General features: G+C 49.2%; 25 protein-coding genes. 21 read left to right on the top strand and 4 right to left on the bottom strand.

Annotated features, from left to right (window positions below):
* Positions 1-210: 210 nt before the first annotated feature.
* Together ACFQNF_RS12580 and ACFQNF_RS12575 are read right to left on the bottom strand one after the other, a co-directional pair.
* Positions 211-666, bottom strand: a complete 456-nt coding sequence (locus tag ACFQNF_RS12580; RefSeq protein WP_380188300.1) for a hypothetical protein — start codon at positions 664-666, stop codon at positions 211-213.
* Positions 667-996: 330 nt separating this feature from the next.
* The gene (locus tag ACFQNF_RS12575) at positions 997-1,782 is read right to left on the bottom strand and encodes a M949_RS01915 family surface polysaccharide biosynthesis protein (protein ID WP_380188330.1); all 786 of its coding nucleotides are present in this window, start codon (positions 1,780-1,782) and stop codon (positions 997-999) included.
* Positions 1,783-2,072: 290 nt separating this feature from the next.
* On the opposite strand from ACFQNF_RS12575, the gene ACFQNF_RS12570 reads away from it, so the two are divergent.
* The 17 genes from ACFQNF_RS12570 (at position 2,073) to ACFQNF_RS12490 (ending at position 18,557) form a co-directional block, all read left to right on the top strand.
* The gene (locus ACFQNF_RS12570) at positions 2,073-2,876 is read left to right on the top strand and encodes an ABC transporter substrate-binding protein (protein ID WP_380188299.1); all 804 of its coding nucleotides are present in this window, start codon (positions 2,073-2,075) and stop codon (positions 2,874-2,876) included.
* A 230-nt stretch (positions 2,877-3,106) separates the two neighbouring features.
* Entirely contained in the window at positions 3,107-3,841 is a 735-nt protein-coding gene (locus tag ACFQNF_RS12565) for an amino acid ABC transporter permease (protein WP_380188298.1), read from the top strand.
* On the top strand, positions 3,838-4,518 hold the full coding sequence (locus ACFQNF_RS12560; RefSeq protein WP_380188297.1) for an amino acid ABC transporter permease: 681 nt from the start codon (positions 3,838-3,840) through the stop codon (positions 4,516-4,518). Before ACFQNF_RS12565 ends, ACFQNF_RS12560 begins: the two co-directional genes overlap by 4 nt.
* A gap of 356 nt (positions 4,519-4,874) precedes the next feature.
* The gene (locus ACFQNF_RS12555) at positions 4,875-5,195 is read left to right on the top strand and encodes a glycine dehydrogenase (protein WP_380188296.1); all 321 of its coding nucleotides are present in this window, start codon (positions 4,875-4,877) and stop codon (positions 5,193-5,195) included.
* A 42-nt stretch (positions 5,196-5,237) separates the two neighbouring features.
* A complete protein-coding gene (locus ACFQNF_RS12550) occupies positions 5,238-5,600 on the top strand; it encodes an SFCGS family glycine-rich protein (protein ID WP_380188295.1) in 363 nt (120 codons plus the stop codon).
* Complete coding sequence (locus tag ACFQNF_RS12545) at positions 5,601-5,909, top strand: DUF4312 family protein (RefSeq protein ID WP_380188294.1); 309 nt, start codon at positions 5,601-5,603, stop codon at positions 5,907-5,909. It begins immediately after the preceding gene.
* A 13-nt stretch (positions 5,910-5,922) separates the two neighbouring features.
* The gene (locus ACFQNF_RS12540; RefSeq protein ID WP_380188293.1) at positions 5,923-6,696 is read left to right on the top strand and encodes a DUF4311 domain-containing protein; all 774 of its coding nucleotides are present in this window, start codon (positions 5,923-5,925) and stop codon (positions 6,694-6,696) included.
* A 10-nt stretch (positions 6,697-6,706) separates the two neighbouring features.
* The gene (locus ACFQNF_RS12535; RefSeq protein ID WP_380188292.1) at positions 6,707-7,369 is read left to right on the top strand and encodes a DUF4310 family protein; all 663 of its coding nucleotides are present in this window, start codon (positions 6,707-6,709) and stop codon (positions 7,367-7,369) included.
* A gap of 511 nt (positions 7,370-7,880) precedes the next feature.
* Complete coding sequence (locus tag ACFQNF_RS12530; RefSeq protein WP_380188291.1) at positions 7,881-9,017, top strand: amidohydrolase/deacetylase family metallohydrolase; 1,137 nt, start codon at positions 7,881-7,883, stop codon at positions 9,015-9,017.
* A complete protein-coding gene (locus ACFQNF_RS12525; RefSeq protein ID WP_380188290.1) occupies positions 9,001-10,113 on the top strand; it encodes a DgaE family pyridoxal phosphate-dependent ammonia lyase in 1,113 nt (370 codons plus the stop codon). The genes ACFQNF_RS12530 and ACFQNF_RS12525 overlap by 17 nt, the downstream gene beginning before the upstream one ends.
* Before the next feature lie 2 nt (positions 10,114-10,115).
* Positions 10,116-10,865: a 2-dehydro-3-deoxy-phosphogluconate aldolase gene (gene dagF / locus ACFQNF_RS12520; RefSeq protein ID WP_380188289.1), complete on the top strand. Its 750-nt coding sequence runs from the start codon at positions 10,116-10,118 to the stop codon at positions 10,863-10,865.
* A gap of 526 nt (positions 10,866-11,391) precedes the next feature.
* A complete protein-coding gene (locus ACFQNF_RS12515; protein WP_380188288.1) occupies positions 11,392-13,383 on the top strand; it encodes a BglG family transcription antiterminator in 1,992 nt (663 codons plus the stop codon).
* Positions 13,384-13,901: 518 nt separating this feature from the next.
* On the top strand, positions 13,902-14,501 hold the full coding sequence (locus tag ACFQNF_RS12510) for a YSC84-related protein (RefSeq protein ID WP_380188287.1): 600 nt from the start codon (positions 13,902-13,904) through the stop codon (positions 14,499-14,501).
* Positions 14,502-14,722: 221 nt separating this feature from the next.
* Positions 14,723-15,946 carry a PqiA/YebS family transporter subunit gene (locus ACFQNF_RS12505; RefSeq protein ID WP_380188286.1) on the top strand — a complete coding sequence of 408 codons (1,224 nt, stop codon included), beginning with the start codon at positions 14,723-14,725 and terminating at the stop codon, positions 15,944-15,946.
* Positions 15,947-16,000: 54 nt separating this feature from the next.
* On the top strand, positions 16,001-17,680 hold the full coding sequence (gene pqiB, locus ACFQNF_RS12500; RefSeq protein WP_380188285.1) for an intermembrane transport protein PqiB: 1,680 nt from the start codon (positions 16,001-16,003) through the stop codon (positions 17,678-17,680).
* On the top strand, positions 17,677-18,228 hold the full coding sequence (locus tag ACFQNF_RS12495; RefSeq protein ID WP_380188284.1) for a PqiC family protein: 552 nt from the start codon (positions 17,677-17,679) through the stop codon (positions 18,226-18,228). The genes pqiB and ACFQNF_RS12495 overlap by 4 nt, the downstream gene beginning before the upstream one ends.
* A gap of 53 nt (positions 18,229-18,281) precedes the next feature.
* Positions 18,282-18,557, top strand: coding sequence for a DUF5710 domain-containing protein (locus ACFQNF_RS12490; protein ID WP_380188283.1), 276 nt, complete (start codon positions 18,282-18,284; stop codon positions 18,555-18,557).
* Positions 18,558-18,830: 273 nt separating this feature from the next.
* On the opposite strand, the gene ACFQNF_RS12485 is transcribed toward ACFQNF_RS12490, so the two are convergent.
* Positions 18,831-19,331, bottom strand: coding sequence for a DUF3016 domain-containing protein (locus ACFQNF_RS12485; RefSeq protein WP_380188282.1), 501 nt, complete (start codon positions 19,329-19,331; stop codon positions 18,831-18,833).
* A gap of 572 nt (positions 19,332-19,903) precedes the next feature.
* Here ACFQNF_RS12485 and ACFQNF_RS12480 point away from each other — a divergent pair.
* From ACFQNF_RS12480 to ACFQNF_RS12470, 3 genes are all read left to right on the top strand, one after another.
* Positions 19,904-20,359 carry a hypothetical protein gene (locus ACFQNF_RS12480; RefSeq protein WP_380188281.1) on the top strand — a complete coding sequence of 152 codons (456 nt, stop codon included), beginning with the start codon at positions 19,904-19,906 and terminating at the stop codon, positions 20,357-20,359.
* 166 nt (positions 20,360-20,525) lie between these two features.
* Entirely contained in the window at positions 20,526-21,509 is a 984-nt protein-coding gene (rlmF, locus tag ACFQNF_RS12475) for a 23S rRNA (adenine(1618)-N(6))-methyltransferase RlmF (protein ID WP_380188280.1), read from the top strand.
* A 177-nt stretch (positions 21,510-21,686) separates the two neighbouring features.
* Positions 21,687-21,926: a DUF2789 domain-containing protein gene (locus ACFQNF_RS12470; protein ID WP_380188279.1), complete on the top strand. Its 240-nt coding sequence runs from the start codon at positions 21,687-21,689 to the stop codon at positions 21,924-21,926.
* 64 nt (positions 21,927-21,990) lie between these two features.
* Here ACFQNF_RS12470 and ACFQNF_RS12465 read toward each other — a convergent pair whose 3' ends face one another.
* Positions 21,991-23,286, bottom strand: coding sequence for an aminopeptidase P N-terminal domain-containing protein (locus tag ACFQNF_RS12465; protein ID WP_380188278.1), 1,296 nt, complete (start codon positions 23,284-23,286; stop codon positions 21,991-21,993).
* Between the two features lie 325 nt (positions 23,287-23,611).
* Here ACFQNF_RS12465 and ACFQNF_RS12460 point away from each other — a divergent pair.
* Positions 23,612-23,896: helix-turn-helix domain-containing protein (locus ACFQNF_RS12460; RefSeq protein ID WP_380188277.1), on the top strand; the 285-nt coding region annotated here is incomplete at its 3' end.

Below are 23,896 nucleotides of genomic sequence, written 5' to 3'. Positions count from 1 at the left end.
TAAACCATCAGAAAAAGTGGTTTATGCTTACATGCCCTCTGTATTTTCTTGTTCTAGTATTTTTCTATCTTGTTTTAGTCTAAACAAATTTCTTCTTTTTTCCTTTTAAATTTTTTCTCTTATCTGTCGCTATTTGTTTGCTTCTTACAAATCCATATTGTCGGAAAGTAATGCTTTGGATGCTCTGTTTGCATTTGGGAGCGGCTACGCTTATCGATAGATATGCAAGTCTAGCCCGACTGATGCCCAGCCTCGGCTAAAGTAGCCGCCAGAGAGGTACTGGTCTTTATTGGCGCCGATGAGGATGTGTCCGTTAGGGTCCATGATCCGGTCAATGCCGGTATGCACGATAAAATGCCCTTCGTAATAAGCACTTGAAAAAAATGGGCAAGCGAGGGTTTTGCTGATCATGCTGATGGTTAGAAAGTCAACACCCAAAACTCCGCCCGGAAGGGCACAAGCGCAGCCGCAGGACCAATTTAGGTTGCAGCTTGTCTGTAAGCCTAAGCGCAAAGCAGGATACCAAGGACGGGTTGACCAGTTGCTGAGCATTGCTGTGGGAGCATAAATCCGTGCATTGGGGTGAAGCCGCTTGAGATAAGCAGCAATATTGGCAGGCGTGCTGCCCAGATTATCGGTACAAGAGCAGGTGCTTGTGGCGTTCATTGCTAAGCGGATTTCATCTGCGATTGTTCCCCCAAGCAGGACTGCGGGGTCTACAGGAATAGTTAGATCTTGATCTGCCAGCCAGTGTGAGACAAAAACAGCACACGCAGCACCGCATAAGGGGCCATTTCCTTGGTTTATGGGGGTATTGATATTAAATGGTATTTCTAACTCCTTGTGTCAGAAGTTTGAAGAGTTTTACAAAGTAATTAGCAGTATAGGTGACAGTGTTTGTTTGGCGCTTGAACACAATCCTGCTCATTAACAAGGAAAACTGAAAGCGCTATTGTTGCCATTGACCCTGGGTGCGGTCGTAAAGCGGGCGTGTTTTTACAGGTTTTTGCGCCATTCAGCATCCTGTTGCTGCATCAGCCTGTGCCACTGCTGGCGCATGGCGGGGAGAAATGCGGGTGGTGCTCCGGCAAAATCTTTTTCATCGGCATAGCAGCCAGGTAAAGGCAATTCGTCAAAGCCATCGGTTTTCTTGTTGTTAAGCAAAGCTTGCTGGCTGCTGCGGCTGCAATCAGCAAGTAGTGGTGTGCCTGACAGCTGTCCAGTATCTGCGTCCCGCCAAGTAACGCCAAAGCGGTCTGTGCCTCGCAATCCGTATTTAGCTTTGCCTGCATGTAAAATAAGTTTGTAACTATGCGGGCTGACATCGCTGGTGCAGGTCTGGCTATAAGCAATCATGGTTTCCATAACACCATCACCATCCAGATCTGCCACGCGGGTTGCGGCTGGATCAAACTTTGCAGCCACATCAAACATGCACTGCTCCACACCGTCCTGCAGCAACCATAGGCGCCGTGGTTTGTTCGCATTCAGCAGATAATGAGCCGCGTAGACATGTGCATCACGAACGTCATCAGATCCATCTTTAGAGGGCTGAAAATCACCCTCCGCTTGGCTGAGCAGCAGCATATTATCGCCACTTTTGTCCTGCCAGCGTAAGGCCTGCAGCAGCTTCCCCTGAATACTGACTCCTGCCGGGATGTCTTTTACTTCGGTTGGTAATGCAAGTGTGGCAGATGCTTGGCTGTGATCTGCCTGCTCCGGCTGGCTGGGTTGCTTGCATGCAGTAAGAGCCAGCAGCGCTGCAGCTAATAAAAATCGCATCTGAATGTTCTCATTCTGCCAAAGATAATTATTCATACTTACATGGTTCTTTTTAAAAAATGACTTTGACCGTATTTTACGCAAAATTTGGTAAAACCACGTATCTCTCCAGCCAAGCAAATATCTATGTCACTTAATATTCTAAAATATTATATAAATCAAATTTTAAATTCTTTTTGAATATTTTAACCGTCAGGCATGATGCATTCATTGCGGTTAATTACCAAATTCTGAATCTTAAGACTAGGACTCACCTAAGTTTTAAATAAAATTTCATAAGAGAATAAATCATGAAACGCTCACTTTTACTAGCACTTATTCTTACAACAATTGCTGGGCCAGTGCTGGCCGATAAGCTGGACGATATCAAAAAAGCAGGTGTATTGCGTGTGGCCGCTTTTGACAGCAACCCACCCTTTGGTTTTGTAAGCGAAACCAGTCGCCAGCTGGTGGGCTTTGATGTGGAAATCGCACAGGCGATCGCCAAAAAGCTCGGGGTAAAGCTGGAGCTGCTGGCGACTAACCCGGCGAATCGCATTCCTTTACTCACCGCAAATAAAGTGGATTTGGTCGCGGCTAACTTTACGGTAACGGAGGAGCGCCGTAAGCAGGTTGAATTTAGCACCCCTTATTTTGCAACCGGGCAAAAGTTTATTGCCAGAAAAGGTGTGCTTAAAACTCCGGCAGATATCGCCAAGCTGCGCATCGGTGTAGATAAAGGCACCACGCAAGAAGCCCTGCTGCGCGAAAAATACCCAAGCACACCGGTAGTGGCTTATGACGACACGCCATTGGCTTTCACTGCGCTGCGTAATGGCAATGTGCAAGCCATTACCCAGGATGACGCCAAGCTGCTGGCATTGCTGGCCAATGCGCCGGATAAAACCAAATACGAGATTTCCCCTTTTGCTCTGACGCGTGAATATCAAGCCATTGGCATCCCGCGTGGCGAAGAGCGCCTGAGCAAAGAGGTGAATGATGCCTTGCTGGAGCTAGAGAAATCTGGTCAGGCAAAAAAGATTTACGATCACTGGTTTGGCCCAAAAAGCCGCGCAGCCTTACCGCGTGATTTCAAGATTGGTGACAAGGTTTAATCCGGTTTAAGCGATCTCTCTCTAAGCCATGCAAGCATGTCGTTTGCAAGGTCTCTGGAAGTGTTTTTTTGAAGGTGCAGTAACAGGTATGCGTGATTTACGGATGAAATGAGCTGTGCCGTAATGAGCAGTACCTGCGTTTTAGATATTGTTTTGTCTCCTGGTATCGACATTCTCGACTTTTAGCGCAAGGGTTCGCCCTTGCGCATTTTTTTATTGGAGTAAGGGAAATGAATCCCCCCTCATGGCTGGGCAATGGCTGGCTGGATTGGCCGCATATTCTGACGCTGGGCCAAGGCTTGCTGATTACTTTATTACTCTCTGTGGCCGTGATTTTTGCGGGCACTGTTGCTGGCGTGCTGCTGGGCATTGCCCGCCATCAGTCACGCAGCCGGATATTGGCGCTGCCGCATCATTTGATTCGCAATATCCCGCTGCTGGTGCAGGTGCTGTTTTGGTATTTTGCTGTGGGTTCCTTGCTGCCCGAGGATTGGATGCTCTGGCTAAATAGCCCGCATGTGCTCTGGCAGGCAGGAGATCTCTTTCTTGGCCTGCCATCATTTGAATTTATCGCCGCGTGGGTGGCTTTATCACTCTACGCCATGGCGTTTATTGCCGAAGATATCCGCTCTGGCATGAATGCCGTGGGCCAGGGCCAATGGAATGCGGGCCGGGCCTTGGGGCTGCGCCCCTTGGATGTTTTGCGCTGGGTGATTTGGCCGCAGGCGATTAAAACTGCATGGCCGCCGCTGTTAGGGCAATGGCTGAACACCATTAAAAACACCTCGCTCACCATGGCCATTGGCGTGATGGAGCTCTCCTACCGTTCCCGCCAGATCGACGCCCAAACCCTACTGACATTTCAATCTTTTGCCGTAGCCAGCGTGTTTTATGTGCTGCTGATTGTGCTGGTGCAGCGCACTTTAGCAGGCCCTGTAGCAAACCCCCTGCGGAGGTGGGCATGAATACGGATGTGATTAGCAATAATTTGCTGTTCTTTTTTGTTGGAGCCTGGCCCAATGGTCAGCTGGGCGGCATCGCGCTGACGCTGATTCTGGCATCCAGCGCCGCTGTCTTCGCTAGTATTTTAGGGCTGGTCTGGGGCATTAGCCTCACGCTAAGCCAGGGCTGGCTGAGGCGGATTTTGTTGGCAATCTGCGAGCTGCTACGCGCTATTCCGGTTTTGTTGCTGATTTTTTGGTGCTACTTCTTACTACCGATTGCCTTTGGCATCGATATCCCCAGCGTGCTCACCGTGATTGCTGCGCTGTCCTTGGTTTCTGGCGCATACCTCGCTTACACCGTGCAATCGGGCATACGCGCCGTGCCGGATGGCCAGTGGGAAGCCGCTCACGCCAGCGGCTTAAATCGCTATCAAGTCTTACGTCTCATCATCCTGCCGCAAGCTCTGCGCATTGTGCAGCCCTCCTTTGTGAATCAGTGGGTGGTGCTGGTGAAAGACACCTCGCTGGCCTATATCGTCGGTGTGGCCGAATTTACCTTTGTCGCCAGCCAGGTTAATAGCCGCGAGCAAGTCTACCCACTCGAAGTTTTCGGCTTCATCGCACTGGTGTATTTACTGCTGTGCAGCGCCGTGCAATGGCTGGGGAAGCGGGTGCTGGCTGGGCGCTTGGCTGCTTAGCTGAGTGATGAATTTTAGTCTTGATTTATAAAAAGGGTGCTATGCAGCCATACCAGAATGCAGAGGCAGGCCGTTTGTTTCTGTGAGGTAGATATTTATCTGAGGCAGATTATTTTTGATCTTCTTTTCTAGCGTCACCCACGGGCAAAACAGCATATGTTTTGCCCGTTTTCTTTTGTAAATCTTTCGCCTCATCTCAAAGTCTTTTATGGCCTCTTCCACCAAAATACTTCCACATCCCCCCGAAAATTTCCACTTTGTAGTGGAAATAAAACAGGTACAAAGTGCTGCTCACTTTGCTTACGATGAAGCCATTGAATTAATCACATCCCCTAGTTACAGGCATTGGAGAAAACATGAGCGAGATTGCGCAAGTAAGCGAGGTAGAGATTCAGGCTTTGGCACAGCGGGTGCTGGGGCAGATTGCTGAGCTGCTGGAGGTGGAAAACAAATACCTCAGCGATGTGCAGCAAATGAAGATGGATGCACATATCAAGGCGATGGCTCGACGCTCTTTAACGGGTGAGGGCTTGCCTGATTTTGATGCCGATTTGTTTGACGAGATTTCGGCCCCTGCGATGCGGCTATCCGAAACGGTGACGGCGATGTTTGGCAATTTGCCAAACAAGGAAGCGCTGCTGTTATCGATTCATTTTGAAGTGGCAAAGAATAAGTAACAACAATCTCTGCAATAAGCTCTTCACTAAAAAGGAATTGAAATGACTCAAATCACAGTGGTAATTGGCGATCGTTTAGGTAAAGGCCAAAAAGTAGGCGCTGGCGTTGAATTGGCAGAGGGGCGTGCGGTGGTGATTCCGGGTGTGGCTGCGGATATGAAGCTGGGCGATGTGATGAAGGCTGAAAACGCGCAGCTGGGTATTTCATTTTGTGGCAGCGGCGGGGCAGGGGCAATTACGGCGCAGACCAAGCATGGCTATAAGGCGAAATATGGTATGCGCTCGGTTGAAGAAGGCATTACTGCGATTGAAGAAGGCTACATCGTCCTAGGCTTTGGCTTTATGGATAAGGAAGAGCTGGGCCAGCGCTTGGTTGTGGCTTACCAGAAAAAGTACGGCAATTAAATGAAAGAACACTTCCAGAGCAAGGTGATTGTGAGCGGCAAGGGGGATAGCAAGGCTAAGGCTTTTGCCGATGCGCTCTCCCATGTACAGCGCGCCGTGATGGCCGGTAGCCAAAAGATCTTGCTGCGCATCGAGCCACAAGATGTGCTGGTGCTCAAAGCGGAGGAGGCACAGGTCAAGGAGCGATTTTTATTCTTGTTTCTGCCGCGAATTCGCTCGCATTACAAAGTGCAGCTGGAAGTGATTGTGAGTGTGACGGCAATTGATATCGATCAGGTGTCCTTTACCACTCACCCATCCAAGTCCTAAGAGGAAGGCCGTTATGTTGCTGATGATATTAATGAAGTCGCTGGTGATTGGCGGCTTGGTTGGTTTTGCTGTTGGGGCGGGGGCTGCGCGGATGTTTCATGCGCCAACGGCACAGGGGATAGGCGCGTTTCGTACCTTAGGCGAGCTTAATTCTTGTGAAGGCGATGCGGCTTCACATTTCTCCTTTGGCTTGGGCTTCTTTTTTAATGCCTGGGCGTCTTCCGTGGCGGCAGGGGCGTTTACTCAGGATGTGGATCACCGTGTGATTCCGCATTGGGGTGCTGCCGCGCTGCTGAGCAAAAATCCAAATCTGGCCGAAACGCTGCACAACCCTAGAAAAATGGCGCTGGCCTGTGGCTTGATTGGTATGGCGGTGGTGGCGTTTTTGAATACTACCGCCTCGGCCGTGCCGCCTTCTTTGCAAGTCACTGCGGTTAAAGTCTTGGTGCCTGCGGCCAATATGCTAGTCAATATCATCATGCCGGTGATTTTCTGGCTGGCGGCGATTGAAGCGGGCAAACGCTCGGGCTTTTGGGGGACGATTTTTGGTGGCCTAGCGCAGCTGATTATGGGCAATGCCGTACCGGGCCTCGTGCTGGGCATCTTGATTGGTAAAGGCGTTGATGATGGCGGCTGGAACAGAATCACCAAATCGATGATGTTTAGCGTGGTGATGTTATTTGTATTAAGCGCCTTCTTCCGTGGCTTTGATTTGAAAATGATTCAATCCTTCCATTTAGCCATACCGGCTTGGTATGAGCTGCTGCATAACACGCTGAAGCCTTAAGGAGACGAAAATGACTGAACTGACTAAAGAAGAAGTACAGGGTAATTTCTGGTTCGCCGATTGGAGCTTCCCCTTCTTTGTAGGCTTGCTGTCCGCTGGGGTATTTGCCGGAACGCATATGTATTACGTCTACGGCATAGGCGCATTCAATGAAGTGGCTTTTGTCTCTATGCTGCGTGCGGGCATGGAAACCGGCGTGTATGGCGCGGTGGCCGCCTTTGGTGCGAGCTTTTTGTTTGCACGAATTATTGAAGGCGCGCTGGTCGGCATTTTGGATATCGGCGGCGCAATTATGACCGGTGTGGGCCTAGGTGTTCCCGCCATGCTTCTGGGCGCAGGCGTGACTTATCCGCTGGATAACTTCTTTGCAGCGCTCGCCACAGGCATGGTGATTGGCTGCGCTATTGGCGGGATTATTATCCTAGCGCGCAAGTTTACGGTGAACCAATCCAACTCAACCTTTGGTGCCGACGTGATGATGGGCGCGGGTAATTCATCGGGGCGTTTTCTAGGCCCCTTGATCATCATCACCGCCATTGGCGCATCCATCCCGATTGGCGTGGGTTCTTTAATCGGCGCTTTAGCCTTTTACCTCTGGGGCAAGCCCATAACCGGTGGCGCGATTTTAGGCGCGATGTTGTTTGGCTCGGTGTTTCCGGTGGCGATTGTTTGATTTACTGATTTGCTGCTGGGAAACCCAAATCTTGAACCACGGAGGCCACAGAGAACACGGAGTTTCACGGAGAAAAACTATTTGGAATTGAGCTGTTATGTGGTTTTGAGTAGTTTCAACCGCAGCAAAATGGATATATCTCGCGACTCTAGGCACGGGGCTTAAATCCCCCCCCCCCTTGAAGCACGCCGAAGCGAGGAATAAGCGGATCGGGGTTTCGGAAAAGGGGTAGCGAGGCAGCGAGCGAGCAGCCTTTTTCGCCGAGCTGATTATCCGCAGTGAGGAGCCTTCGTGCTGGCTGGGGCGGCCTTCTTTGGCTTCGTTTCTTGGCCGTGCAAGAAAGGAAGGTCCAGCGGGACGCCCGCACCTAAATCAACGTGCCGAAGGCACTAAAAAAAGTCTTGTTGACTTGGCTTAGTATTGCTCGGCGGGTTTTACCCGCCCTACGAAAGACACTGCAGGCGTTGGCTCAGCTTGGATGCGGTATAAGCAGCAAAAAAAAAGGAATCCCATGTTTGATTTAATCATCCGTCGTGCTGTGAGTCCTTCAGACGATGCCATTTTTGATATTGCGATGAAGGACGGCAAGATTGCGGCCATTGGCCAGATCAATGCCCAAGCTCGTCAAACTATGGATTTAAAAGGTCAGTTTTATGCCAGCGCAGGCTGGATTGATGGCCATGTGCATTGTTATTCTGCCTCGCCTATTTATAACGATCAGCCCGATTTAGTCGGCATAGCGGGCGGTGTGACCACGGTGGTGGATGCGGGTAGTTGTGGTGCTAATGATATTGCGCATTTTTATCAGCTGGCGCAGGCCTGCCAGACCGAGGTGCGGGCTTTATTGAATATTTCACGTATCGGTTTGATTACTCAGCACGAGCTGGCCGATCTGGCCGATATTGATGAGGCCGCCGCCAGCCAGGCAATTGGCCAATTCCCTGAGTTTATCGTTGGCTTAAAAGCGCGTTTAAGTGCGAGTGTGGTGGGGGGCAATGGAATTATCCCTTTGCAAATGGCCAAAGCGATTCAGCAAAAACATCGCCATCTGCCGCTGATGGTGCATGTGGGTAATACCCCGCCCGATTTGGATGATATTGCCGAGCTACTCGATCAGGGCGATATTTTAACCCACTGCTATAACGGCAAACCCAATCGCATTTTGAATGCCGAAGGCGTGGTGCGGCCTAGTATTTATCGGGCGATTCAGCGTGGTGTTTGCCTCGATGTGGGCCACGGCGGGGCGAGCTTTAGTTTTGCGGTGGCAAGGCAAGCGATTGCTCAGGGCATTTTGCCGAACACGATTAGCTCGGATATTTACTGCCGCAATCGCATTGCTGGCCCGGTCTATGGCTTGGCCCCAGTGATGGCAAAGTTTCTGTCTTTGGGCATGAGCTTGGAACAGGTGATTAGCTGCGTCACCGCCAATGCCGCCAAGGCGCTTAATCTGCCTAGCAAAGGCCAACTGGCTGTTGGCTTTGATGCCGATATCTCGATTTTTGCCTTAGATAAAACGCCCAATACTCAGCGCGATTGTGAGGGCGAATCGCTTATTTCTGATCACCAACTCAGGCCTTTGGCGGCGATTGTCGCGGGAAAGGTATTTGTAACTGAAGAAGGAAAAAAAGATCATGTCTTCGATTTATAAAAAGTACCAACTCAAACCGGTGATTAATGCTTCTGGGCGGATGACCATTCTTGGCGTGTCTACCCCGCAGCCTGAGGTGGTGGCGGCGGTTAATCTGGGGCTAAATCATTATTTCGAGATGCAAGATTTAGTCGATAAAACCGGTGCATATATTGCGGGTTTGCTAGGGGTAGAAAGCGCGGTGGTGGTGTCTTGCGCATCCGCCGGAATCGCTCAGGCTGTGGCCGCTGTGATTATTAAAGACGATGCAGATTTGCTGCTGAATCTGCATGCCAAGCCTATTCATGGCCCTTGCGAAATTGTGCTGGCAAAAGGTCATAACGTGAATTACGGCGCGCCGGTGGCGACGATGGTGGCGCTTGGCGGTGGCAAAGTGGTTGAAGCGGGTTGGGCCAATGAATGCTCGAGCGAGCAGCTGGCTGCGGTGATTACGCCCAATACCGCCGCGATTTTATATATCAAATCGCACCATACCGTGCAAAAAAGCATGTTGAGCGTGGCAGAGGCTGTGGCCGTAGCTAAAAGCCATGGCGTGCCTTTGATTGTGGACGCGGCCGCCGAAGAAGATTTGCGCCTTTATTATCAGCTTGGCGCTGATTTGGTGATTTACAGCGGCGCAAAAGCCATCGAAGGTCCTTCGAGTGGCCTAGTGCTGGGCCGTGAGCAGTATGTGGCTTGGGTTAAAAAGCAGGGCAAAGGTATAGGCCGCGCGATGAAGGTTGGCAAAGAAGGCATTCTGGGCCTGACTTGCGCCATTGAAAGCTATCTCTTGCGTGAGAAAGAAAGCGGCGAGCAAATGGTCGCCAAAATGCGGCCCTTTATTGCGGCGCTTAACGAGATTCATGGCGTGAGCGCCAAAGTAGTTTGGGATGGCGCAGGGCGCGATATTGCCCGTACAGAAATAGCCTTTAATCAGGCCGCTTTGGGCCGCAGCGCCGTCGAAATGGTGGCCGCGCTTAAAGGGGGCCCCATCGCTATTTATTTCCGTGAATATAAAGTCAATGAAGGCAAGGTTGAGGTGGATGTGCGCAGCGTCAGCGATAGCCAGCTCAGCACGATCAGCGAGCAGATTCAGCAATTGTTAAAGGAAAAATGACTATGAAATTAAGCCAATTAAGCCCAAATTTCTATCGTGATCGCGTGTGTTTGAATGTTTTAGGCGGCACTAAGCAAAATGCCGTGGATATTTATCAGGCCGCAGAGGGCGCCGTGGTGGTGGGGCTGCTTTCTAAAAACTACCCCGATGTGGCCAGTGCCGTTGAAGATATGCAGGCCTATGCCCAGCTGATTGAGAATGCAATTTCTGTGGGTTTAGGAGCAGGCGATCCTCGGCAATCGGCAATGGTGAATGAGATCAGCCGCCAGATTCAGCCGCAGCATATCAACCAAGTGTTCACCGGAGTAGGCCCAGCCCGTGCTCTAGTTGGCCAGGATAATACGGTGGTGAATGGCTTGATTTCACCGACCGGCCAAGTTGGCATGGTAAAAATTTCGACCGGCCCTTTAAGCAGCCAACAGGCAGACGGGATTGTGCCGGTTGCCACCGCCATCGCCATGCTGAAAGATATGGGCGGCAATTCGGTGAAATATTTCTCAATGGACGGCCTGAAATACCGCGACGAATATATCGCCGTGGCCCAAGCCTGCGCGGCCAATGATTTCTGGCTAGAGCCAACCGGAGGGATTGATCTGCAAAACTTTGAAGAAATCCTGAGCATCGCGTTGGATGCTGGGGTCACAAAAATCATTCCCCATATTTATAGCTCGATTATCGACAAAGCCAGCGGCAACACCCGCCCAGAAGATGTGGCAACTTTGTTGGCGATGGTGAAGGCAAAGCTGGTGTAAGTGTGCGGTTTAATCCTATACGAGCTAACCAAATTGCTTTTTCATTAGCAAACAGCGAAAAATGTAATGATTACGCTTTCTGCATAGGGCTTTTTAAAGTCCCCTTGAAACACGCCGGAGTGAGGAACAAGCGGGGCGGGGGATCGCTTGGGAGCGAGGCAGCGAGCCAATCCCGCCCGCCGCCGACTCGATGGTCCGCAGCGCAGGGGTCTTCGTGTTTTTGGGGTTGTGGCTTGGCTTCGTTTCTTGGCCGTTCAAGAAAGGAAGGCCCCCGCGGTGGCCAACCGCTCCAAAATCAACGTGCCGAAGGCACTAAAAAGATCTTTTTGTATTTTGCTTAGCGCACATGGGCTGCAACCCGCGTATTTTTCAGCATCGCTCGCGGGTTTCACACGCCCTACATACACTGCATGCTATTGGGGCTATTTACCTTTGCTGATCTGGCGAGTCTTCGTAATCTGAAAATGCCTCTTGGCAACTTACTAGAGCTAGCATTGTTGTTCGCTTCGCGCTGATTTAGGCGACTTTGATTGATCGATTTATTTCAGTATGGCGTGATTCTTGTGATGAAGAAGCGCGCCTTGCAGGGCTTAAGGTCATTATGGTTCGTTTTCCTTATAAGCGTCTGGCTTTGCTTTATCGTACTTTGCAGGCAGAAACGCTGCCGCAGGATGAGCTGGCACGTCGGTTTTCGGTGTCTACGCGCACGGTGCGCACCGATATTACGGCGCTGAATGAGACTTTACTCGAGCATGGCGCGCAATTTGTTTTGCAGCGCGGGGAAGGCTATGTGCTCAGTATTCATAATGAAGAGCGCTTTGCTCTGCTGACTTTAAGCCATCAATCGAGCAAAGCGCTGCCACGTACCGCAGGCGAGCGGGTTCAATATTTATTGATGAGTTTTCTGACCTCGGCCTATTCGCTTAAATTGCAAGATCTTGCGGATTCTTGGTATGTGAATCGTGCGGTGCTGCAAATGGATATGGCCGAGGTGCGCAGCCAGCTTGCTCAATATCAATTAAGCATCGAAACGCGGCCGCATTACGGCATGAAGCTAATGGGTAGGGAATCGGCGATTCGGGTGTGTTTAAGCGATTTACTCTGCCAGCTGCGCCGTGAAGAAAACCACCATCCGCTGCTGGCGAGTGATCCGGTTTTAGCCAATGCTGCGATGACTTTTGTGAGCACTCTGCCACGTTTACTTGCGCATAGCTCGGTGCGCTTAAGCGATGAAGGCTTTCATTTTTTGAGCCAATATTGCGCCGTAGCAAGTAAAAGAATTAGCGAGGGTTTCCCGATTGAAGAGCGATCGGGGGAAGAGGTGAGCCTAGACGTGGCCGCCCTTGCCAGTGATTTGGTGGCGGAGCTGAGGCAAATCACGCACTGCGAGCTATCAAGCGCTGAAACGCACTTTTTAGCTGTTAATATCGCCGCCCGCAGCGTGCAGGGTATCTTGCCTGACACGATTAATGCCGACGATGCCGAAGCCTTGGTTGGCTATATTCTGGATTATATCAACCGCCATTATCACTATGATTTGCGCCACGATAACCGCCTGCGCTTGGATTTGCTCACCCACGTTAAAACCATGATTACGCGTTTGCGCTATCAGATTAATTTGCCCAATCCCGTGCTGACCGATATCAAGCAGCATTACGCTCTAGCCTACGATTTTACCCTAAGCGCGGTTTCCAGCTGGGCCAAGCACACGGCCTATCAAGTGAGTGAAAATGAAATTGGCTATTTGGTGCTGCATATTGGCGTGGGGCTGGAGCGGCATTATCAAATTGCCTTTGTCTGCCGCCCGCAGGCCTTGCTGGTGTGCGATATGGGCAATTCGACCACGCGGATGATTGAGGCGATGTTGCAGCGAAAATTCCCGCAGGTATTGCTGAGTCAATCAATCTCGCAGCAGGATTATTACGCCTTAGATGGGGTAACTGACGACTTTGTGATCTCTACCCAGCCGCTAGACAACAAGGGCAAGCCGGTGATTGTGGTGTCGCCGTTTCCTACCGAGTTTCAGCTAGAGCAATTGGCCAAAACGGTAGAGATCAACCGCGCTCATCCCTATATGCTTGATCGCTATTTTGATGCTAAACACTTTTTGCGCATTGATGAGCCGATTACCCAAGAGGCACTGTTTCAGCGCCTGTGCCTGCAATTAGAGCAAGAAGGCATTGTGAACGAGGATTTTTATCCTTCTGTCACCGAGCGCGAGGCGATTTTATCTACGATTCAAGGCGATGGCATTGCCGTGCCGCATTCCTTGGGCCTGCTTGCCAAGCGCTCCGTGGTCTATACCGTGCTTGCCCCTCAGGGCGTCGCTTGGGGCGATGGCGCGGTGGCTTCGGTGATTTTCTTGCTGGCGATTAGCAAGGAAGATTACGAAGAGGCGATGGCGATTTACGATTTATTTATCTCTTTAATTAGGGAATGCGCCAGCGCGCGTTTGCTGGAGTGTGCGGATTTTGCTGAGTTTAAAGCGGCAGCGATTCGCTCTTTAAAAGCGCATTAGACAATGCTGATAATTAGAAAAGATTTTGGTATGTTTCTGGCTTTATCGTTTGCATCACTATCATATTACTCACTCAAACAAAATTTACACTGATGATGCCTCTTATTCAAAGGCATTATAAATATTGCTGGGCGGGTTAAAATGGTATGCTTTATTTGGTGCTACATGCGGGTTTTTTTCGATTTAAAATAAAACGTGAGCATTCAAGAGATTCATCAGAAAAGCGCATTGAGTAATAAAGTATTATCAGGAAATTAAAATGTTCATTAGTTAATAAAATTTAAATATAGGGTATGTTATATTTTTAATGGCATGATTTTTAATGTGACATATTTACGTTAAAAATCAGAATCCACTGACATATATTTTTTACTATTTGTGTTTTACTTTACCTACCTTAAACATGTTAGCTTGTAGGTATCTTAATAACGGGGCTAATAGTTAAAGACTGAATTATTTTAAAATGCTTAAATTACATTTTTGTAAGTAAGTTTCTTAAATTTATCAGGAGTTTAATTATGCGATTACGTTCAACGATATTTGCAATTACTACAATGCTGGCCTTTCCTGTGTTGGCCGATTCTGCTGTTAAGCCGGGCAATATGGAATCATCTGTCGAGCAAAAGACACCGACAGAGCGACGCGCCATGATTGATCATGCGACGCAAGAAACGCTGGCTCAGGTTTATAAACAATTCCCTAATGCAAAATCTCAGATTGCTAAGGCTTCGGCTTATGCGGTGTTTCGCACTGGGGGCTTTCAGGCGATGTTTGTGGGGATCGGTGGTGGAGATGGGGTAGCCATTGCAGCGGGCAAGCGCACGTATATGGATATGTTGCAAGGTAAGCTGGGCATTGGCTTGGGCGCAAAAGAAACGCGCGAGGTTTGGGTGTTTACCAGTAATGAAGCCTATAACAAGTTTATCTCCTCTGGCTGGAGTGCAAGCGGTGAAGCAGGTGCGGCCGCTAAGGCTGGCAAAGCAGGCGTTCAAATTGCAGGGGCGAAGCATTTGGCCAAGGATGTATTTGTTTATCAATTCACCGAAAATGGCCTGACAGCAGAAGCGACTGTGAATGGTTCTAAATATATGGTGAGTGATGAGTTGAATAAGAAATAAGTATTGAGCTTGTGCTCTGGTACAGTTTGCCGGATGCGCGCTGATGCGCAGCTAGGCTCGTGTTGGAAACTGGCATTTGGCCCGCAGAATTTGCGGGCCATTGGTGTTTTAGCTTCGGATGTTTATCTAATTTGTTTACAAAATTTAAATCTATTCGCAGGCCATTCGCGTGGCTTAATACTTTTGCTTATTCTCGAGCGGTGGATAGGCAACAGTCGGCTTTGCCTGCTCATGATGTGCGCTGCGCTCAGTGCGATTTATTGCAAAGGTTGGATGAATTACACGCCGGGCAGCAAGCAAGCTGCGTGCGCTGTGGTCATCATCTATGTAGCGTGCCGCTCCATCCCTTTGATACACCGATGGCTTATGCGCTTACTGCGTTGATTTTATTGCTATTAAGCTGCGCTTTTCCTTTGCTTAATTTGCATATTGCCGGTGTAGAAAGCGAAATGACTTTTTTCAGTAGTGCAAAGGCTTTGGTTGAAGCAGATTTTGGTATTGTGGCCAATGTATTGTTAAGCTGCGTATTACTTACCCCCGCGATGTTTCTATGTGCCGTGATTTATTTGGCGATGGCGCTGAAATGGTCAATACATTTGCCGGGTATGCGCAGCGTATTGCGTTTAGCAATCCGGCTAGAGCCATGGATGATGGCCGATGTATTTGTGATTGGTATTTTAGTGAGCTTGATTAAGCTGGCTTCATTGGCACAAATCGGTTTGGGTTTGTCATTTTGGGCGATGTTATTGTTTTCGATTGCACTGACTAAAACGGTAACGGTATTTGATGTGCACTGGTTTGGTTTTCAATTAGATCATTTAGACGGATTGCCTGCACAGCAGCTGCGGGAGAAAGGGGCAAAGTCTTGCCCGGTGTGTGGCTTTTTTAATGCTCACAACGCAGAGAAATGCGGGCGTTGCCACGCCAAAATTTATTCGCGCCAGCCGCATAGTGTGGCCATGACCTGGGCCTTGCTGCTAACTGCCGTTTTGCTCTATGTGCCTGCCAATGTGTATCCCATTATGATTACCGAATCACTGGGGGACAGTGTGCCTTCTACTATTTTGGAAGGGGTAGTGCTGTTATGGAATATGGGTTCCTATCCGGTAGCCATCATTATTTTTGTAGCCAGCGTGGCGGTGCCGCTGGTGAAGTTTATTTCGATTGCTTTGCTGTGCATTGCAGCTCAAAGCAAGCCCGGTAAAAGCGCTTTGCACTACACCAAGCTGTATCGCATGACCGAGCTGATTGGGCGCTGGTCGATGGTGGACGTGTTTGTGGTGGTGATTTTGGTGGCTTTAATTCATATGGGGAAATTGATGTCGGTATTTCCCGGCGTGGCCGCGGTTTCTTTTGCTGGCGTAGTGGTATTTACCATGTTGGCTGCTTTAAGTTTTGATGTGCGCCTGATCTGGGATGCACATCCTTCTAATGAAAATAAATAAGCATGAATTTGTGATGAATTTCTGCCTGCGCGCAGGACTGACAGGATTATCCCGATGGAAAATGAAGTAGAAAAAAACGCGGAACTACCGCAAGCAAAAATAGGCTGGCTAAGGCGGGTTTCATTGATTTGGCTGGTGCCTTTGGCTGCGCTCTTGGTGGGGGCGTGGATGGTGTACGACACATGGCGGCATCAGGGGCCGGAAATCGTTTTGTATATGCCTAACGCCGAGGGGATTGAGGTCGGCAAAACTACGGTGAAGGTTTTGTCGGTGAATGTGGGGAAAGTCATCGATGTGGAGTTGGATTCGGTCAAAAATCGGGTTCGCGTTACCGCAAGGCTGGATCTGGAAGCGCGTGATTTATTAAATGTAGACAGCCAGTTTTGGATGGTTAAGCCAAGGGTAGATCGCAGTGGTATCAGTGGATTATCAACACTCTTGTCGGGATCGTTTATTCAGCTTAATCCGGGTAAATCAAAGAATTTGCAGAATGAATTTATCGTACTGAATGAGCCACCCGTGACAGCTGCTGATGTGCCGGGGCTACGCTTGGCTTTATCGGGGCGAGGCGTAAAGGTCTTGAGCGTGGGTGACCCGGTGCTCTATCAAAATTTTGAAGTGGGCAGGGTAGAAAAAGCAGATTTTGACCCTGAACAGCGGCAAATGAATTATCGCCTGTTTATTCAGCACCCCTATGATCGCCTTGTGACGGTGAATTCACGCTTTTGGGTGGCCAGTGGCGTACAGCTGGCGCTGAGCGCGGATGGAATCAAGCTCAATACTGGGTCAATGGAATCGATGTTGTCAGGCGGGATTGCTTTTGGCGTGCCCGATAATATGCCGATGGGCGAGCAGGTGAGTGATCAGACTCGCTTTACACTGTTTACTGATGAATCAAGCTCTTTAGAGCCCCTGTTTGAGCGGCGGCTGCCTTATATCGCGCTTTTCAGCGATTCGGTGCGTGGTTTAAAGCCCGGTGCTCCGGTTGAATTGCGCGGCCTGCGAATTGGTACGGTGGGCGCGGTGCCTTATTTAATCCCTAAATTAGAAAATAAAACGCGTAAAGATCATGGCATTCCGGTACTGATTTACCTAGAGTTGGGGCGCTTGGCTACAGGGGCCGATAAGGAAAGCGATGATTATTGGCGCAAAGTGATCGCTACTCAAGTTGCCAGCGGTATGGTTTTAAAGCTGAAAAATGGCAATTTGCTGACCGGTGCTCTGTATGTGGATGTTGATTTTAGCGGCAAGGCACGGGCTAAAGTGTTGGAGCGCTACGCTAATCTGGCCGTGTTGCCTACGGGGGACGGTGGTTTGGCGCAGATCGAAAACAAGGTGATTGCCTTGCTGGATAAGCTGAACGCGCTAAAAGTTGAAGGCGTGTTGGCGCAGGGCAATAAAACACTCGATGAAACGGGCAAGCTGGCCGGCGATGTGCGCACCTTAGTTAAAACGCTCGATGATTTTGCCCAGCAGCCACAGCTACAAGGCCTGCCTGATGAAGTGCAACGCACTTTAAGTAAGGTTCAGGATACTTTAAACACCTTAAACAGCACCTTGGGCGATTACTCCGGGCAATCTGCTGCTTATGGGGAGCTAAACCGCACCTTAGAGAGTGTGAATCAAGTCTTACAAGAAGCACGGCCTGTGATTCGCACGCTGAATGAAAAACCCAACGTACTCTTGTTTGATCGCAAGCAAGAGGATGTTCAGCCTAAAGGAGCTAAGCCATGAAAACGCGTATTATCTTAGCGCTGTTGTGCTTGCTTACGGCCTGCAGCAGCGTGCCTGTTACCCGCTATTATCGCTTGCCTGATGTGCCCTTACCCCCAACGCTTGCAGGCAGCGTTGATCGCCCTGTTGTATTACTGGATATCAAACTGGCTGATTTCTTGTCTGCGGGTGGAATTGCTTATCAGCAGGGCGAGGTGGGACTGACGCTGGCCCAGCAAAACCTGTGGGCAGAAAGAGTACAAGAGGGCGTGAAGCGGGTTTTGGTTGCAAGAATGCAGCAATACCAGCCCAACCAGCTTTGGCTGGGCTCTGCCCCCGATGCGCGAATCAGTACGCTGACCATAGAGCTAAGCCAGTTTAATGGCCGGGACGATGGTAAGGCGCTGCTTGGTGGGCGTTGGACATTACGCAATGCAGAGCAAAAGCTCTTAATGCAATCGCCTTTTTATCTGGAAGTGGCGCAGCAGGGGGCAGGGTATGATGCGCTGGTACTTGCGTTGAGCGAGGGGCTGGATCGCTTAAGCCAGAATATCAGTAAGGATTTCTAGCGCCGTGTGTGGGGCTGAATAGATATATTTAATAAATAGCTAAAGAGTAATTGATGATGCGGGTGAATTTGAAAGTGCCTTTTGCTGAAAAAGACAGTGCAAAGGCTTTGGGCGCAAAATGGGATGCGGCAAAAAAGCTGTGGTATATCGTTGATAAAGCGGATCTAAGCCCGTATTCGCAATGGATAGATCAAAAGGTGGCCACGTCTGCTGCTCCACAAGCTTCAACTGAAAAAACGTCTTTTGCAAAGCCGCTGCCTAAATTAGCAGGGGTAGATTATGGTGAGCCGCCTTGGGACGTTACAGAGCACGATATTATTTTGAAGTAAGTTGATAAGTAATCCTATCAACTTAAGGTGAACTCATAGCTTGGGTTAGCAGCCTGCGTGCGAGGTTTACCTCACTCCGCGATATATCGAGTAACCCAACATTCTTTTACGCCTACTTGTTGGGTTACGCGGTTTTGTCCGCCTAGAATGGACGAACAAACCCGCTAACCCAACCTACAAGAGCATCATTTTCGTGGGTTTTGCTTTAGTTGATAGGATTGAGTTGATCCCCCGAAGACGCTCTAGGATGGATTTATTTCGGGGGGTATTATTTTATTGAATAGGAAATGTTTTGTTTTTTTGCAGTTTAGCAAACCATTTCCTAAGCATTTTTTCTTCGTATTCAAATTCTGCGCTGTGGCTGGATCGCGCAACGCCGGACATATAATTCACATCTCGTAAATTTTCTGCACCAGAGACAATCTGGTCTTTATGGGTATATGCATAATTAAACGTGATTTTCGGGCTGTAAATTTCTTTAATAATCCGCACTTCATTCAAGCTACTGCCGGGGCGAGGAATAATTTCTCCGGCTAAATCAAAATCTGTTACCGTGATGTCTAGCCTGCTATCTGTGGGTAATTGAGCCGCCAGCTCGGTAAATACTTTATCAAAATGTTTAAATAGCTTTTCCTGAAAGCGCTCTTGCACTTCATGCGAGGCACGGATATCGCTGTATTTTTCAGGATTTTGCCAAGTTATTTTGGCGTCCCCTGCCCATGTATTGCTGCTTATCAGGGCAAGCAGGCTTAAGCTGAATAATATTTTCTGCATTTTTCTGCTCCAATTATTTACTTAATTGATTGATTATCTAATTAAGATTTAAAATAAAGACTTTTAAAACAGGGTATTACCTGCAGCTTTATGCCGGGGTACTTAATGAATCGATCCATTGCTTAAAAAAAATTCAGATAAAAACTCAATCATGCTGAGTATAGGCACTGTTTGATGCGCTTAGCTGCTTGATAATGGGATAAACTTAAAGCTGTTTCTGTAGCTGAACAAGTAAATTATCCAGATGGCGTGGGGTCATTACTTGTTTATACTATTTAATAAGTATTTTTACCGTTTTAGGTAATAGATAAAACGCGCTGTGTGTTTGTCATAAATCAGCGCTGTTTTGTGCTTGCAGATTAAAAAAAGCAGAAGAGTCATCGCTTAGACACAACAAATTGTAATGATCGTTGGATTTGTGAGTGCTTTTTAAGTTACCTTCTTAAAGGGCGGCTGGGTTTAAATGGCCTGCGCTAATCTAGCGGCAAGCATCTTTAATCTTGCAAAGCTTGAGCGTGGCTAATCAGCCTGCAAAGGATGTAAGTGTTTAACGAACTAAGGAAGTCTTCAATATGGATGTTTTGTACTATTGGAAAGATGTAAAAGCAGACATGGCTGCTGGGCACATTGGCTGGTTTCGTTCGTCTCGTGGCAAACTGGCTGAGCTGAGCGAAAGTTTCCCTGATCGCATCTGGGTGATTAAAACCCCAGCCGGCAAAAAAGGCAGCGTGCAATTACTTGCTTGTGTTCGCTGGAGCGATAAAGCTGCAGTGAAGGTGCCGGTGGTCGATGTGCAATCAACCATTTTTTATGACCCTGCCCACGTACAAAGCATGTGGTTTGAAGGCTCAGACAGCGATGAAGCCGTCGAGATGACCAGCAAATGGCTGCGTGAGCATTTTTCTGCCGCAGTGCGTGCTAATTTCCAAGGCGATAACGGCATCCATGCCTTGCGCGGCGATACACTTCGCCAGCTGGAAAAAATTGCCCAGAATTTTGCAACACACCCGTTTTTAGCCACTGAATAAAGTGCAATGCGCGGAGCGCGGCTCCGCGTAGTGCTTCTGCATGATGGATGGCAGTATGATTCCCGCCTTATCCCGCCTAACAGATCTAAATGCCAGTTTACATATTGGCAATCCCTCGTTTCTGTTAAGGTTCGGCCAATGATTACCCCGTACGGCAGCAGCTACAATGTCTGAAAAAAAAGAATTCCCCGCTATTAAAAACAATCTTCACCCGCGTAACCCTCATCGTGGCCGCTATGATTTCCCTGCGCTGATCGTCAGTTGCCCGGATCTGGCGCCCTTTGTGGTCCCCAATGCCTATGGCGATGAATCAATTGATTTTGCTGATCCGGCCGCAGTAAAAACGTTAAACCGCGCCTTACTCAGCCACTTTTATGGCATTAAAGAATGGGGCTTACCAGAAGGTTATCTTTGCCCGCCGATTCCGGGTCGCGCAGATTATGTACACACCATGGCTGATTTGCTTGCCACCAGCAATAAAGGCGTTGTGCCGCGTGGCGCTGCCGTGCAGGTGCTGGATATCGGTGTGGGCGCGAATGCCATCTACCCTATGCTGGGTAAAGTGGCGTATGGCTGGCAGTTTGTCGGCAGCGATACCGATGATTTGGCGCTGGATAATGCTTATGAGATTTTTGAGCGTAATGAAGTTTTGAAAGACGGCCTTGTTTGCCGTTATCAGGCAGATGCAGAAAATATCTTTGAAGGCTTGATTCAGCCTACCGATTTATTTGAATTCACCCTGTGCAACCCGCCGTTTCATTCCTCTGCTGCGGATGCTGCCGGTGGTACACGTCGTAAATTACGCAGCTTGGGCACGGGGCACGCCAAGGGTAAAGGCCTGCCGCCGCCGGTACTTAATTTTGGTGGACAAAGTAATGAGCTGTGGTGTGAAGGTGGTGAAATGCGTTTTGTGCGCACCATGATTTCGCAAAGCCGCCCGTTTAAGCAGCAATGCCTGTGGTTCTCTACCCTCGTTTCCAAGCAAGATAACTTGCCACTGGTTTATCAGGCCTTAGAAAGAATTGGTGCAATTCAGGTTAAAACGCTGGATATGGCGCAAGGTAATAAAATCAGCCGGGTGGTGGCATGGAGCTTCATGACCGAAGCCGAGCAAAAGCTATGGGCAAAAAGCCGCTGGCGCGCCCGATAAGACTATTTTGGCTATTTTTGGAGCAAAGCTGAAGCTCATCAGTAATTTATGGGGTTTTGCTTTGTTGTTTACGTGTGTAAAACTTAACCTTGGTCTTGTCGATTGGCAGATTGTTTGCCGATTTGAATATGGCTAAGCCAAGCTATAAGCCTCAATCTCTTTTTGCAGGAGTGGTCCGTGGAAAAATTTACTCACCATATTAATGCCCTGTTTGCTCAACTCGGTCTGGCATCAGGCGATGACGATATTGCGGCGTTTATTATGCTGCACGCACCGCTGGCTCCTCATTTTTCCTTAATTAAGGCCCCGTTCTGGACGGAGAGCCAGGCTGCGTTTTTGCAGGAAGAGCTTGAAGATGACGCTGATTGGGCCGAAGTCATTGATCAGCTCGATGTGGCTTTGCGGGCAATGCCCTAGGCAGACCCGCGTATTCGCTTTTTTATCTCTTTTTTAAAGCAAATTCGCGGGTTTACTTGCTACCTTACCTTGCCATAATCGCTTCAATTTCTGCCACGGTTTTCGGGCAGCTGGCGTTCAGGTTTTCCATGCCATTCGTGGTAATCAGTACATCGTCTTCGATACGCACACCAATGTTTTCAAAGTGCTTGGGCACATTGGCGGCTGGGCGGATGTAAAAACCCGGCTCTACCGTCATCACCATCCCCGCTTCTAGATTGCGCCATTCGCCTTTGATTTTATAAGCGCCTGCATCGTGTACATCCAGCCCCATCCAGTGGCCGGTGTTGTGCATATAAAACTGCTTATAGCTCAGCGATTCAAGTGCGCCATCGAGCGAGCCTTGTAATAAGCCCAAATCAAGCATGCCCTGTGTCAGTACACGCACGGCCGCTTCGTGCGGCGCGTTCCAGCTTTTACCTGCGCGGCAAACGTCGAGCGCGGCGTATTGGGCGGCGAGGGTGATTTCGTAAACGTCTTTTTGCGGGCCGCTGAAGGTGCCATTTACTGGGAAAGTGCGGGTGATGTCTGATGCATAGCCACCGATCTCGCAACCGGCATCAATCAGCAGTAAATCGCCGTCGTTCATGCGCTGATTATTATCGCCGTAATGCAGGCAGGTGGCATTGGCTCCTGAGGCCACAATGCTGGAGTAAGCTGGAAAGCGGCTACCCTGACGATAGTAATCGTGCAGGATTTCGGCTTCTACTTCGTATTCCATTTGCCCAGGGCGGGCAAAGCGCATGGCGCGAACGTGGGCAGCAGAGTTAATCAGCCCTGCTTTACGCAAGAGGGCAATTTCAAACTCATCTTTAAATAAACGCATTTCGGCGATCGTGCCGCGCACATCGGCGATTTCATTTGGAGCGGTGATACCGCTGCGTACCTTGGCGCGCACGCCGTTAACCCAGCTACTCACCCGGCTATCCCATGCGGCATTGTGACCAAACACGGTATGCAGGCGGGGCTGGTTTTGTAATAGCTCAACCATTTTATTGTCGAGCTCTTCAATGGAATAAGCCGCATCAAAGCCAAACAGCTCGCAGGCAGCATCAGGGCCGTGGCGATGGCCATCCCAGATTTCGCGCTCTAAATCCTTGGGGCGACAGAACAGGATATTTTGCGTACCTGTCTCGCCAATAACCTGCACAAAAACGGCATCAGGCTCATTAAAACCAGTGAGGTAATAAAAGCCGGAATCATAGCGAAACGGATAAGTTGTATCGGCATTGCGAATGATTTCTGTCGTATTCGGCACAATAACCACACCAGCAGCTAAGCGTGTGGACAAGGTTGCACGGCGGGTTACGTAAGGCTGCATGGTGGCTATCCCAAAGAAGGTAAGCCGATTATACGGCGAGGCGCAGCCCAGCACGTATTTTTACTTACTTGTGGATTTTACTTATTGTATTGGGAGCGGGGAAACCCGCGTGTGCGTTAACCAAAGTCTAAAGCTCTTTTTTATTAGTACCTTCGGCACGTTGATTTTGGAGCGGTTAGCCACCGCGGGGCCTTCGTTTCTTGCTTCGCCAAGAAACGAAGCCAAAGAAGGCGACCCGGTAAGGTTCACACTCATAGGTAACACATTCGTCCAAGGACATAGGTAACACTTCTCTGGTTTGTGATACGCACAACTGGAGTACGTGATGCCGTGGAATGAGGTGAAACCGATGGATGAAAAAGTGAAATTTATCGCTGAATATTTACGGGGCGATTTAGCCTTCAAGACCTTATGTTTGCTGTATGGGATCAGTCGTAAAACGGGCTACAAATGGGTGCAGCGCTATCACGCTTTGGGTATCAATGGCTTGCAATGGCAAAGTCGTCGCCCAACACGTCGTCGAGTTCAGCGTACTCCCCGCTCGATTCAACCGCTCAAGGCGGCTACGAGCGCGAATCAACTGTGGAGTGTCGACTACAAAGGGCAATTC

Origin of the sequence: Iodobacter arcticus, from assembly GCF_042664895.1 — a bacterium.
GTDB classification, from domain to species: Bacteria; Pseudomonadota; Gammaproteobacteria; order Burkholderiales; family Chitinibacteraceae; genus Iodobacter; species Iodobacter arcticus.
This window is presented reverse-complemented; position numbering and strand designations above follow the sequence as displayed.